The organism is Streptomyces sp. NPDC059906 (assembly GCF_042730645.1).
Taxonomy (GTDB): Bacteria; Actinomycetota; Actinomycetes; order Streptomycetales; family Streptomycetaceae; genus Streptomyces; species Streptomyces rubrogriseus.
This window is the reverse complement of the sequence record NZ_JBHWKU010000013.1, coordinates 61884-75505: the sequence shown is the minus strand read 5'-3', so window position 1 is coordinate 75505 and position 13622 is coordinate 61884. Positions and strand designations below refer to the sequence as shown.

The window sequence follows — 13622 nt, the reverse complement described above, 5'->3', positions numbered from 1 at the left end:
CAGCGGCGGGACGGGCCGGCGGCGCGGGACGGGACACGGCCGAGTACCGTCCGTCACAATGGTGCTGCGCACGGACACGTACGGCACACGGGGAGCGAGCGGCGTCATGGACGGGTTGGTCGAGTTCAAGACCGAGGACGGCGTGCGGGTGGTCGTCGAGGGCGTCGAGGACGAGGACGGGGCGCGGCTGGTCTCGCGCGGCGACGGGCCGGCCCGCGCGGCCCGCACCTTCGAGGACTCCCTGGACGGCGTGCGGGCGGCGGCCGCGTCCGCGCTGCGCGTCTTCCGGGACGGCTCGCTCAAACCCGACGCCGTGGAGCTGGAGTTCGGGGTCAAGCTGAGCGCGGAGGCCGGCGCGCTCATCGCGAAGGGCTCGGCGGAGGGCCACCTGGTGGTGCGGCTGAGCTGGTCGCCCGAGCAGTCCCCCACGCGTACCGAGCAATCCCACACGCGTCCCGAGCAGTCCCCCACGCGTGCCGAACCGCGGCCGCCCGCGACGCGTGCCGAACCGCTGCCGTCCCCGACGCGTCCCGAGGCCCCGGACGCCGCCGCGCTGTCATGAGCGGTGCCGCGTGGCACGCCCGCGTCGAGTGCGGCAGGGAGGTCGGCGCCGGATTCCTGGTCTCCCCCCGCCGGTTGCTCACCTGCGCCCATGTCGTCCGGTGGGCCGACCGCGCGCCGGTGACGGTGACCTTCCCGGGCCGCCGGGAGCTGGGCGAGCTGTCCGGCACGGTCGTCGTGCACGGCGGGTGGCAGGAGGGTGCCGCCGACCTCGGCGACCTGGCGGTGCTGGAGCTGGACCGGGAGGTGCCGCTCGCCCCGGCCGTCTTCGCCCGGCCCGGCACGGAGCGGACCGCCCCCGTCCCCGAGCTGATCGCCTACGGTTTCCCCAAGGGGTACGACGAGGGCATGCTCGCCTCCTACCGCGCCCTGCCCGGGCCCCTCATCTCCGACGAGTGGGTCCAGCTGGAGGCCGTCACGGCACACGGGCAGCCGCTGGCCGCCGGGTTCAGCGGCGCGGCGCTGACACTGGCCGACGGCACGGTCGTCGGCATGGTCTCCGCCGTGGCCGGCGCCCGGGACGTACGGGTCGGCAGGATGCTGCCCGTCGAGGTCCTGGCGCGCTACTGGCCGGAGCTGGGCGAGCTGGTGCCCACCCCCGGCCACCGGGCGGACGCCCGCAGGCGGCTGTACGCGCTGGTGCGCCGGGCCGAGGAGAGCGGCCTGGACTGCGACCCCAACCGGCTGTACGTGTCCGCCATGGACGCGTTCGACCCACCGCTGCCGGAGGGCGGTTTCGGCTCCCTGCGGGAGGCCGCCGCCTACGTGCAGTGGGAGGTGCCGGACCCGGCGGCCGTGGCCCGGTTCGCCGACCGGCTGACGGAGCGGCTGCACGCCCCGCCCGTCCCGGCGCCGCGCCCCGCGACCTGGTCGCCCATCGTCGTGGAGATCGACCACAGCGGTGCCGGTGCCGACCAGGTCACCGTCGAGGTGTCCGCCTACCGGGACGGCCGGCGCCGCCCGGTGGGTGCGCGCCGGCTGGCCCGCGGCGCGGTGCGGTCCTTCGTCCAGGAACGCATCGACGAGGCGTTCACCCAGCTCGATCCCGGCGCCGACGAACTGCTCACCTTCGTGCTCCCGCGCGAGTGGCTGAACGAACCGGTGGCGCACTGGGAGTGCGGAGAGGACGACTCCACGCCGCTGGGCTGCGCCTACCCGCTCGTGGTGACCGACCGGTACCGCCACCGCAGCGGACGCCTGCGCCACCAGCTGCACAAGAAGTGGCGCAGGCTCGGGCCCGGCACGGGCGGCACGCTGCACCGTGTGGACTGCGGCACCCGGGAGCGGCCGGCCGGGCTGCGCAAACGGCTGCGGGACGACGCGGAGCTGGCCGGTTTCGCCACCCCGCCCTCGGCGGCGCCGGAGTACTTCGAGGTCGGCCTCAACCTGCCCGTCCCCGTGCTGTTGTGGCCGCTGCGGGAGTGCCCCGGCGAGGAGGGCCCCGACGGCCGCTGCTCCGGCACGGCGTTCCTCGACGAGCTGGCGGCGTCGGTGGCGGGCGTGCCCCCGGCCGAACTGCCCCGCCTGGTCATGGAACTGCGCGAGACGGCGGACGCGGCGGAGGTCCCGGAGGAGCACTGGGCGCGGGACGTCCAGCTCCTGTGGGACGACCCCCGCTGTTTCGCCGAGCCGCCCGCCCTGCTCCACTCCCCGGTCGGCTGAACCGCCCGCCGCGCCCATGCACCGACGCACCACGACGAACCGCGACCGCGCCGGACCGACCCGCGCACCGATGACCGTACCGACCCCCGTACCTACCGCCGCACCGACCGCCCGGAGAGAAGAACCCATGCCCCTGTGGCCCGTCTACACCGGCGCGCCTGCCCCCCACGACGGCATCACCCGGCTGCCCCCGCCCCCGCCCTGGCGGGCCTTCGACGGCGGCCCCGTGCTCGATCCGCCGGACGCGGACGGCGACACCGCGGCCGCCTCGCCCGACCGCGCCCACCGTGCCGCGACCTACCAGGCCACCGAGGACACGGTGCAACTGGTCAACGCGGCCTTGTACCTGCGCCGTCCGCTGCTGGTCACCGGCCCGCCCGGCACCGGGAAGTCGTCCCTCGCCTACGCGGTCGCCCGTGAACTGCGGCTCGGCCCCGTCCTCAGGTGGAACATCACCAGCCGCAGCACCCTGGGCGACGGCCTCTACACCTACGACCCGCTCTCCCGCCTCTACGCGGCGCGCCACACCACGCAGCCGCCCGACGCCCCCGCCGCCGCCACTGGCGTCGAGGACCACCTGCGGCTGGGCCCGCTGGGCACCGCCCTGCTGCCGTACGCCCGGCCGCGCGCCCTGCTCATCGACGAGATCGACAAGAGCGACCTCGACCTGCCGAACGACCTGCTGCACGTCCTGGAGGAGGGCCAGTACGAGATCCCCGAACTCGTCCGCGCCTCCCGCGACATCCCCGACGGCCACGCCGAGGTCCTGCTCGACGGCACCGACCAGCGGGTGCCGGTGGAGCGCGGCCGGGTCCGCTGCAACGCCTTCCCCTTCGTCGTCCTGACCAGCAACGGCGAGCGCGAGTTCCCGCCCGCCTTCCTGCGCCGCTGCGTCTCGCTGCGGCTGCGGCAGCCCGACGACGACCACCTCGCCGAGATCGTCCGCGCCCACCTGGGCGAGCCCGACGGGTACGCGCGACAGCTGATCCACCGGTTCCTGTCCCGGGTGGGCAGCGGCGAACTGGCCACGGACCAGTTGCTCAACGCCATCTACCTGGCCCGTTCCTCCGGCCTGGCCGCCGACTCCCTGGACGAGCTGGCCGAGCAGCTGATGCCCTACCTCGGCCGGTCCGCGCAGCCCGACGCCTTCTGATGCCCACCGACCGCCCCGGCGCACCGGACCCGCCGCCCCTGCCCCGCCTCGCCGACCTCCTCGGCCGGGCGGCGGCCACCGGTGCCCGCCCGACGCCGCTGGAGCTGGCCGAACTCCTGTGGCTGGCCGGTCAGATGGAGCCCCCGGAGCAGGACCCGCCGCACGGCCCGGCGTCCGGGACACGGCCGGCGGAGCCGCCACCGGCCCCGGAGGGGCACCGGGAGCAGGACCACGAAGGGGACGGGCAACAGGAACGGGAGCGGGAGCGGGACCGGAAGCCGGAGCGGGACCGGCACGGCGACCGGGAGCGGGACCAGGACCAGGACGGGGGGCCGGGGCAAGGGGCCCGGGGCGAAGGGCCGGTGTGGCCCCATCCCCGCTCCGAGGCCCCCCGCACGCCCCTGCGCCTGCCGGCCCCGGCCCCCGCCCCGGGCACCTCGGCGGCGCAGCCGCACAGCGCCCTGCTCGCGCCCGCACCGCCGATGCTGCACCGCACGCTGGCGCTGCAGCGTGCCCTGCGTCCGCTGAAGCGCCGTGCGGACGCGCCCGTCGGCCACGAGGTGGACGAGGCCGCGACCGCCGACCGCATCGCGCGCCTCGGCGCCGGCCCCGAGTGGTGGCTGCCCGTGCTGCGCCCCGTACGGGAACGGTGGCTGCGCCTGCACCTGGTGCACGACGCGGGCCCCACGATGCCCGTCTGGCAGCCCCTCGTGCGCGAACTGCAGGCCGCGCTGGCCCAGTCGGGCGTCTTCCGCACCGTCACCCTGCACCGCGCGGACCCCGACGGCACCGTCCGCGGCGACGGCGCCCAGATCCCCGCCGACGGCCGTACGGTGATGCTGCTGATCAGCGACTGCATGGGGCCGCAGTGGCGCGCGGGCCCGGACGGCACCCGGTGGTTCGCCACGCTGCGCCGCTGGGCACGCCGCACGCCCCTGGCGGTGCTCCAGCCGCTGCCCGAGCAGTTGTGGCGGGACACCGCCCTGGTGCCGGTCCCGGGCCGGCTGTCGGCCCCGCACCGGGCGGCGCCCAGCTCCTCGCTCGCCTTCACGCCGTACGACACCGCCGCGCCCCGCGCCCCCGAGGGGACCGTGCACGTCCCCGTGCTGGAGCCAGGCCCCGAGTGGCTGGCGAACTGGGCCGCGCTGGTCGCGAGCCCGGGCGGCACCCCGTACCCGGGCGCGGCCGCGGCGCTGCACCGCCCGCTGCCGGCCGACGCCGACGACCGCACCGACGTCGCGCGGCTGTCGCCCGGGGAACTCGTCCTGCGCTTCCGCGCCAGCGCCTCCCCGCAGGCCTACCGGCTGGCCGGCCACCTCGCGCTGGGACGCCCCGACCTGCCCGTGATGCGGCTGGTGCAGGCCGCGGTCGAGCCGGATCCGCGGCCCCAGCACCTGGCCGAGGTCATCCTCGGCGGACTGCTGACCACGGTCGCCGGACCGCCCGGTTCCTACGCCTTCCGCCCCGGGGTGCGCGAGCTGCTCCTGCGCGGGCTGCCCCGCACCGCCCGCAACCGCACCCACGACCTGCTGCTGCGCACCGGCGGCCTGATCGACGACCGGGCGGGGCGTTCGCCGGGCGAGTTCCGCGCGCTGATCCCCTCCCGGGAGGGCACCGAGCGGGCGGGCACGAGCGAGTCGTTCGCGACGATCAGCGAGGAGAGCGCCCGGCAGCTGACCGTGCGGGAGCGGCCCCCCGCCCCCTCGCCGTTCCCGCCCGGCCTGGGCGCCCGGTACCGGCCCGCGCGACGGCTCACCCCGTCCGGCAGGATCTGGCTGGTGGAGGACACCGGACCGGACCGGACGGCGGCGGACCGGATGGTGGCGGACCGGACGGCACCGGACCGGACCGCGGCGGACCGGACCGCGGCGGACCGGACGGCGGCGGACCGGACGGCGGCCCACCCCGGGCCGGCGAACCGGACGGTGGTGATCCGGCTGCACGACCCGGCCCCCGACCCGGCCGCGCGCCAGGCGTTCCTGCGCAACGCGCGCCGGCTGACGCGGCTCTCCCACCCGAACCTGGTGGCCGTGTTCGACGCGGGCATCGAGGGCGACGTCCCGTACGTCGTCATGGAGCACCTCGACGGGATAGCGCTGGGCGCCCTCACCCGGTCCGGGGACGGACGGCTGCCGGTGCCGCTGACGGTGTCCGTGGGGGCGCAGCTGGCACGGGCGCTCACCGCCCTGCACCGGGCGGGTCTGGCGCACGGCGGCCTGGAGGCGTCCCGGGTGGTCCTCCTGCCGGACGGCACGGTCCGGCTCAGCCTCTTCGAACCGGGTCTGGCCTCGGGCCCGGGGACCCGCCCGGCGGACCTGCGCGCCCTGTGCGAGGTGCTGCTGCGGCTGACGTCGGGAACCTCGCGCCCGGCCGCCCCGGTCGACTCCCGCCGTCTGGACCGGCTGCCCACCGCCCTGCGGATCCACTACGCGCACGCCTTCGACCAGCTGCTGTCCCCCTCGCCGGCGGCCCAGGCCCGGGGCCTCGACCTGCTCGGGGACCCGGCGCTGCTCACCCGCGCGGGCGAGGCGTACGCGCCGCGCCGGTACCGGGCCCTGGGCCCGCTGCGGGTCGGCCTCCCGGACGGTCCGGCCGACCTGCCGCGGGACGTGCGCGCGCTGCTCGCGATGCTGCTCCTCAAGCACGGCCGCACGGTGACCCACGAGGAGCTGCGGTGGGGCCTGTGGGACCCGGGCAACGAGCCGCGCAACCCGCGGGGCGAGACGAGCCGGCTGGCGAAGCGGCTCGCGGAGATCCTGGGCCCGGGCGTCCTGGCCACGGCCGCCCACGGCTACGCCCTGCACACCAGCGCCGACGAGCTGGACCTGGTGCGCTGCGACGAGCTGGTGCGGCGCGCCGACGCGGCCCGGCTGGAGGGCGCGCTCGCCGAGGCGCACGGCCTGGTCTGCGGGGCGCTGTCGCTGTGGGGCGACGCCGACCCCCTGGCGGGCGTGCCCGGCCCCGCCGCCCGCACCGCCCGGACCCGCCTGCTGCGGCTGCGGCTCGCCCTGCACACCAAGCGCGCCGAGCTGGACCTGGTCCTCGGCGAGTACGACCGGGCCGCCGCCGAGCTGTCCGGCCTGCTGCGTACCCACCCGCACCGGGAGGACTTCCGCCGCCTCTACCTGATCGCCCTGCGCCGCCAGGGCCGGGTCGAGGAGGCGCTGGATGTCTACGAGGAGTACGAGCTGTCCGGCGGACGGAGCCCGGCCCTGACGGCGCTGGGCCGGGAGCTGCGCGAGGAGTACGCCGAACCGGTGGACGACGCGCCCCCGTGGAGCGAGTACGGGCAGCGCCGCCCCGCGGAGCCGGACGCCCCCGAGTCGATGGTGTCCGCGCCGGACGAGTTGCCGGAGGGCCCCTTCCCCACGGAGGACGGCCTCTGGACGCCCCTGCTGGACGACGACACCGAGCACGACACGGCACGGGCCCCGGCGGACGGGGACGAGAGGGAGGAACGGGCGAAGAGCCGGGAGGCGCTGCGCGGCGAGGGCCTGGAACCGGAGCCGGAGCCGGAGCCGGAGCCGGACGAGGATCCGGGGCCGGAGGAAGAGGAACCGGAGGAGGAGGAACCGGAGGAGCCGCCCTGGATCGACTTCGACACCGGTTTCCGCGCCTGTGCCCGGTACACCCTCGCCGACGGCCCGGTGGACCACGACGCCCGCGCGGCACTGCACGGCCTGGTCGTGGAGCTGCTGGCGGACAGCGGGACGGACACCGCCGCCTACGAACTGGTGGACGAACCCGGTGGCCCGCAGGTGCTGCTGGCGCCGCGGGCCGAGGCCGCCCCGCTCCTGAGGGCGACCGTCGAGGGTCTGCCCGGGCGGCTGGCCCGCCTGGCCGGCCTGCGGCTGCGGATCGAGTTCTGGCAGGTGGAGTTCGGGCTGGACGGGAGCGGGGAGCAGTCACTGGGCCGTGCCGACGCCGATTCGGTCGGCGCGGTCCTGGACGCCTCCTCCGCGCAGGCCGTCGTCGCGGTGTCCGACTCCCTGTACTACGACGAGGTGCGCGAGGAGGGGCAGGACGGGCCCGCCTTCCCGCCGGACCTCTTCCGCCCGCTGGCCGACGACACCGGCTGGTACCACCTGGTCGAGGGCGGCGGGCGCCCCGGTCCGGCGGCGGACCTCCGCTGACCCGGCCGGGCGCGGTCCTTGCGGGCCGCGCCGGGAACGCCCCTCGTTCAGCGGCCCCCCGCCCGGCCCCCTCCAGCGGGCGCCCGCCCGCGCGGCCGCGCACGATCGGTGCCTAAGAGGCCGGCCACCGGGCGGCCCCGCACGGTCCGCGCTCTCGGGAGGATTCGCCATGACCGCCAGTACTGCCAATACCGCCAGTCTGGAGGCGCTGCGCCGCTGCCACTTCGCCGTCGACCTGGGCGCGGCGCGGACCCGCGTGTACGTGAAGGGTGCCGGGCTCGTCGTCGACCAGCCGTCCGCCGCGGCGGTCAACACCCGCACGGGCGCGCTCATCGCGGTCGGCGAGTTCGCGGAGAAGATGACCGGCCGCACCCCCGGCTACATCCGTGTCGTGCGGCCCGTCTCCGGCGGCACGGTCGTCGACATCGAGATGGCCCAGCGCATGCTGCGCCATCTGCTCGGCGACCGGGTCCGCCGCGCCCTGCGCCGCAAGCCCCGGCTGCGGGCCGCCGTCTGCACCCCGCACGACGCGGATCCGCTGTCCCAGCGCGCGGCGATCGAGACACTGGTCGGGCTCGGCGCGCGCCGCGTGGAACTCGTCGACACGCTCATCGCGGCGGCGGTCGGCTGCGGACTGCCCGTGGAGCAGCCCGAGGCGACCATGATCATGGTGTGCGGCGCGCACGCCACGCAGGTCGCGGTGCTCTCCCTGGGCTCGATCGTGACCGCGGTGCGCATTCCGGTGGGCGGCGAGGCCGTGGACCACGCGATCGTGCAGCTGCTGCGCCACCAGCACGAGCTGGTGCTGCCCAGCCAGTCCGTGCGCCCGCTGCAGCTCGCCCTGTCCGGCAACGGGCTGACCCCGCAGGGACCGGCGTCCACCGAGATCCACGGCCGGGACGTGGCGACCGGGCTGGCCCGCAGTGTGCGGGTCGACACCGCCACGGTGCGCAACGCCATCCAGACCCCGCTGACGGCCGTGCTCGACGGCATCGGCAAGGTACTGCGGGACTGCCCGCCGGACCTGGTCGCGGACCTCGCCGACCGCGGGATCATGATGGTCGGCGGGAGCGCGCTGCTGCCGGGCTTCGACCAGATGCTGCGTCAGGCCACCGGCATGCCGGTGCACATCGCGGAGCGGCCCGACGTGTGCGCGGTCCAGGGTCTCGGCAGCATGCTGGAGGGCCGGGTGGAGCCGCTGGTCCTGCACCCGACGACCGCCGGCTCCGACCCGCACGCCGACTCCGACTGACCCGCCGCCGGGCGGCGACCGGGGAGCCCGGGAACCGGAGAACCGGAGAACCGGAAAACTGAGGAAGCCTGACGCATGACCGCGCAGCCCGCGCCCCGACTGGCCCGTCTCCTGGAGGCGCTCCTGGACGTCGGCACCGCCCTGGACCTGCGCGGCGTCCTGCAGCACATCGTGGACGGCGCCGCCGAGCTGACCGGCGCCGACCGCGCGGCCCTGGTCGTCGCGGACCCGGACCCGGGCGGCCTCGCCCGGATCCGCACCCCGGGGCCGGACCGTCCCGTACCGGAGACGGCGCCCCTGCTGCGGATGCCGGTCCACGTGCGGGACGAGGAGTTCGGCGAGCTGCGGCTGGCCGGGCGGCCCGGGGCGGGCCCGTTCACCGTCGAGGACGAACAGGTGCTGCGGGTCCTGGCCGTGCAGGCCGGTGTCTCGATCGGCAACGCCCGGCTGTACGAGACGGCCCGGCAGCGGGAGCGCTGGATCGAGGGCGCGGCCGCCGTCACCACCGCGCTGCTCACCGAGGAGGGCGCGGGCGACGCGCTGGCCACGGTGGCCGAACGGGCCCGGCTGCTCGCCGACGCCTCCGCGGGCGTCATCCTGCACCCGACCGCCGAGGGCGGCATGGCGATCGTGACCGCCTCCACGCCCGAGGACCCGGACGGCATGGTCGGCGCCACCATCGCGCCGGGCAGCCCGGTCCTGGAACAGCTCCTGGGCGGCGAGCCGGTGTTCATCGACGACTCGGCGACCGACCCGCGCATGACGACCCACGTACGGCACCGGTTCGGGCCGAGCATGATGCTGCCCCTGCAGGCGGGCGGGCGGCTCATCGGCACCCTCGCCCTGCCCCGACGCCGCGGCGGGCGCCCGTACACGGACCTGGAGCGGCTGCTCGCGACGCAGTTCGCCTCGCAGGCGGCGCTCGCCCTCGTCCTGGCCGACGCCCGGCGCGGCAGGGAGCGGCTGGCGGTCTACGAGGACCGCGACCGCATCGCCCGGGACCTGCACGACCTGGTCGTGCAGCGGCTGTTCGCCACCGGCATGATGCTGGAGTCCACCCAGCGCCGCCCGGGTGCCGACGACGTCCGTGACATCCTCGGCCGCGCGGTGGAGGAGCTGCGCTCCACGGTCCGTGAGGTCCGTACGGCGATCCTCACCCTCCAGCAGCCCCCGGCAGGCCCCCCGGCGGGCCTGCGCGGCCGGGTCCTGCGCGAGACCGCGTCCGCCGCCGCCCGGCTCGGCACCGCGCCGTCCACGCACTTCAGGGGCCCCGTCGACGCCCGGGTGCCCGACCGGGTCGCCGATCGCCTGCTGGCCGCCCTGCGCGACGCGCTGGCCGCCGCGTCGGCGCGCCCGGGCGTCTCCCGCGTCGAGGTCACCGTCGAGACGCCCGCACCCTCGCCGGAGGGCAGGGACGGGGTGCGCCTGCGGGTCGCCGACGACGGCGCGGACGCCGGGGGCGCGGGGCGGGGCACGACGGTCACCTGGTGGGCGCCGCTCTAGGTGCCGCCGGGCGGATGGTGCCGGTCTTGCGGACGGGGTACCCGGGCCGTGACCGCCCGGCAGGAGGAGGTACCACGATGAGCGAGCCGACCCCGTCCCAGGCCGAGGGCGAACGCGACGACGAGCCGGACACCCCCGACGTGCCGCACACCACTCCCTCGCAGGCGGAGGGCGAGCGGGACGACGAAAGCGAGAACGCGTCAGTTGTTCAGCCGCCCGGAACGGGCTGCTGAACAACTCGGGACACGCTGAAATCGGCATCGCAGGCCCTTCAGATCACTCAGCGGCCCCGCGCCGCGTGTCCCGGGGGAGGAAGACGTATGGCGGAAGGCGCCATGGCTGAGCGCCGTGCGGGGGCGCACCGGAGGGCCGCGGCCGGGCACCGGAAGCCGGCATGGTGACGCGTGCGCTGACGTACGACCCGGTGCTCGAGGGCCGCACGCTGCCGCGGGCCCTCCCGCCGGGCCCCTTGCGGACGCCGCCGCCGGGCAGGGCGTGGGTGCTGGTCCCGGACGCCGGGCCGATGCGCACGGTCCGTGCGGGAGAACCGGTGCCCGAGCTGCGGGCCGGCGTGTACCGGCGGATGTTCCTGGTCGACACGACCGAGCACCGGCTGGTCCTCGATCTGCGACTGGCCGGGCGGGGACCGTCCGCCCTCCACTGCCGGGTGGAGCTGATGTGCCGGGTGACCGATCCCGGCGCCGTGGTGGCACGGGGCATCCGTGACATGAGCGCCGCATGGCACGGCCCGCTGCGCGAACGGCTGCGGAACGTGTCGCGCGGATACGGCGCCGACCGGTCCCGGGCAGCGGTGCAGGACGCGTTGAACGCCGCCCTGCGGGACTTCACCGGGGACCCGGACGTCCGGCTGTACGGAGCCCGGGCCGAACTGCTCCCCCGCCGGGAACCGTCCGCCGGACCCGGCGGCAGCCGCGTGCGCGGAATACCGCACCGCCCGCCCGCGGCGCCGCCGGGACTCGGCGGATCCGGCGTACTGCCGGGCGAGGTGGTGGCACGCAAGGAGGAACCACTGCCACCGCCCAGGCCGTCCCGGCCCCCCGACGTTCCGCCGCCCCGGCCGCCCGACGTGCCGCCACCCCCGGTGTCCGCGCCGGAGCGTCGGGTGAGCAGGGTGCGGGGCGCGGGGACGACGGACGACGGGCGGCGCGACCGCCGGGGCGGTGGACGCACGTGATCATTCCGCCCAGGCCCGCCCTCCCGCCGGGCCGTCCTCGTTCCCCGTCCGGCCATCTGACCTGGTCGGCCGCCGAGGGCGGCTTCCAGGCCCTCGTCGTGTGGACGGAACGCCGCCCCGGCCACGGTGAGGACGCCGAACCGCTCGCGGCGTACCACCGGCCCACCGCGAACGGGTTGCTGGCCGTCTTCGACGGCTCCGGCGGCTCCGGAGCGGCCCCTGCCTGGCGCGGACCCGACGGCGCGACGTACACCAGTGCCTGGACCGGCGCCCGGGTCGCCCGGCTTGCCGCGGAGTGCTGGTTCCAGCGCGTCGCGGCCTTCGAGGAGCCGGACTCCCTGCCGCACCTGAAGCACTGCCTGCGGACCATGCTGCGCGCGGCTCCGACGGGAGCCCGGAGCAAGATCACCGGGTCCATGCGCCGCGTACTGCCCACGACCCTGGCCGCCGTCCGGTACCGGGCCGGTGACGAGGGAGTCCACTGGCAGGCCATCTGGGCCGGCGACTCCCGGTCGTACGCCCTGCTTCCGGGCAGCGGACTGCACGCGCTCACCCGGGACGACACGCGCGAGGCCGACGCCCTCGACCAGCTCCGGCAGGACCCGCCGATGACGAACGTGATCTGCGCGGACCGCGACTTCACCCTGTCCGCCCACCGCGGCGAGTTCCGCGAGCCGTGCGTCCTGCTGGCCGCCACCGACGGCTTCTTCGGCTACGTGCACACGCCCGCGCAGTTCGAGTGCGTACTGCTCGAAACGCTCGGGCGGGCCCGGGACGCGGGTGAGTGGGCCGACCTGCTGCGCCGGGCCATCCAGCCGGCCACGGGCGACGACGCGTCGCTCTCGCTCGCGGCCCTCGGCTTCGCGGACTTCGGGCAGCTGCGGCAGGCCTTCGCCGAGCGGCACGCGGACGTCGTCCGGAGCGGATACCCGCACGTCCCGCCGGGCGACGGCCCGGAGGCGGTGCGCGGCTGGCAGGACCGGACCTGGCGGACCTACCGACCCTCGTACGAGAAGTTCATGCCGGAGGTGCGTGAGTGAAGCCGGGTGATGTGATCGGCGGGTACCGGGTCGTCACCGAGCCGACCAATGCCGACGGCGGCAAATGCGTGTGGGCCTTCGCCGAGAAGAACGGCAAGGAGTACTTCCTCAAGCGCTTCCTGGAACCCAAGCGCCCTCGCGAGGGCTCCGCGGGCAGCGCCGCGAGCCGGCGCATCAGGCTGGAGACGTGCCGGGAATTCGAGGAACGGCACCGGAGCATCATGAAGCTGCTGCGTCCCGACGCCAGCGGCGCGGGCAACCTGGTGCTCGCCAACGACTTCTTCCACGCGGGCAGCACCTACTACAAGGTGACCGAACGCATAGACACCGCTGGCCTGGCGGATCCGCACTCGCTCGGCCCGAAGCAGAAGGCGGTCCTGCTGCGGACGCTGGCGGTCAGCCTGCGGCTGCTGCACGACATCGACGTGGTGCACGGCGACCTGAAGACGGCCAACGTCCTGGTCCAGAAGCGGAAGGCCGCCGCGTTCCACACGGCCAAGCTCATCGACTTCGACGACTCGTACCTCTCCGGCCGTCCTCCGGCCCGCGAGGACATCGCGGGTGACTCGCTGTTCGGCGCACCGGAGTGGCGGCGCTATGTGCGGGGCGACGAGTCCGTACAGGCCCGGGACCTGACGACGGCCGTGGACGTGTTCGCGCTGGGCCTGATGACACACCTCTACCTGACCGGCTCGCTGCCCGCGTACACCGGCCGCTACGGGTCCCCGGCGGACGCGGTGAACGCGGCGGAACCGCTGGTCGCCGACGAACGGCTCGGCACCCCGACGCAGGAGCTGATCGCGGCCATGACGGCGGCCGACCCGAAGCACCGGCCCACCGTCGCCGCGTTCCTGGAGGCGCTGACGGACACCGGGCTGTGCACGCTCCACAGCACACCGCAGCCACGCCCGGCCGCCCCCGGTCCGGGCGGGGAGCCCGCCGGTTCCGCGACGTCCGACGGACCGCGCAGGAGCCGGGTGCAGTTCAACCCGCCGGACCGCTCCGGACACCGGCCGCCGGCCGTGCCGGACGACGGACCGAAGAAGTCCAGGGTCAGGATCAACCTCGGCCGCCACCGGGACGACCTCCCCGGCAGCCGTTCCGCCCCATGACCGAAACCGAG

At 76.2% G+C, this 13622-nt stretch carries 10 protein-coding genes; all 10 read left to right on the top strand.

Annotated features, from left to right (window positions below; genetic code table 11):
• Window positions 1–58 precede the first annotated feature (58 nt).
• The 10 genes from ACFV9J_RS20830 (at window position 59) to ACFV9J_RS20785 (ending at window position 13611) form a co-directional block, all read left to right on the top strand.
• A complete protein-coding gene (locus ACFV9J_RS20830) occupies window positions 59–562 on the top strand; it encodes a CU044_2847 family protein (protein ID WP_385356220.1) in 504 nt (167 codons plus the stop codon).
• Entirely contained in the window at window positions 559–2223 is a 1665-nt protein-coding gene (locus ACFV9J_RS20825; protein WP_385356219.1) for a trypsin-like peptidase domain-containing protein, read from the top strand. The genes ACFV9J_RS20830 and ACFV9J_RS20825 overlap by 4 nt, the downstream gene beginning before the upstream one ends.
• Before the next feature lie 127 nt (window positions 2224–2350).
• Entirely contained in the window at window positions 2351–3376 is a 1026-nt protein-coding gene (locus ACFV9J_RS20820) for an AAA family ATPase (protein WP_385356218.1), read from the top strand.
• Window positions 3376–7509: an SAV_2336 N-terminal domain-related protein gene (locus ACFV9J_RS20815; protein ID WP_385356217.1), complete on the top strand. Its 4134-nt coding sequence runs from the start codon at window positions 3376–3378 to the stop codon at window positions 7507–7509. Before ACFV9J_RS20820 ends, ACFV9J_RS20815 begins: the two co-directional genes overlap by 1 nt.
• A gap of 169 nt (window positions 7510–7678) precedes the next feature.
• Entirely contained in the window at window positions 7679–8761 is a 1083-nt protein-coding gene (locus ACFV9J_RS20810; RefSeq protein ID WP_385356216.1) for a rod shape-determining protein, read from the top strand.
• A gap of 75 nt (window positions 8762–8836) precedes the next feature.
• Complete coding sequence (locus ACFV9J_RS20805; protein WP_385356214.1) at window positions 8837–10264, top strand: GAF domain-containing protein; 1428 nt, start codon at window positions 8837–8839, stop codon at window positions 10262–10264.
• 77 nt (window positions 10265–10341) lie between these two features.
• Complete coding sequence (locus ACFV9J_RS20800) at window positions 10342–10497, top strand: hypothetical protein (protein ID WP_385356213.1); 156 nt, start codon at window positions 10342–10344, stop codon at window positions 10495–10497.
• 161 nt (window positions 10498–10658) lie between these two features.
• Window positions 10659–11459 (top strand): hypothetical protein, encoded by an 801-nt coding sequence (locus ACFV9J_RS20795; protein WP_385356211.1) that lies wholly within the window; start codon window positions 10659–10661, stop codon window positions 11457–11459.
• The gene (locus tag ACFV9J_RS20790; RefSeq protein ID WP_385356210.1) at window positions 11456–12499 is read left to right on the top strand and encodes a PP2C family protein-serine/threonine phosphatase; all 1044 of its coding nucleotides are present in this window, start codon (window positions 11456–11458) and stop codon (window positions 12497–12499) included. Before ACFV9J_RS20795 ends, ACFV9J_RS20790 begins: the two co-directional genes overlap by 4 nt.
• Window positions 12496–13611 (top strand): protein kinase, encoded by a 1116-nt coding sequence (locus ACFV9J_RS20785; protein ID WP_385356209.1) that lies wholly within the window; start codon window positions 12496–12498, stop codon window positions 13609–13611. Before ACFV9J_RS20790 ends, ACFV9J_RS20785 begins: the two co-directional genes overlap by 4 nt.
• Window positions 13612–13622 lie beyond the last annotated feature (11 nt).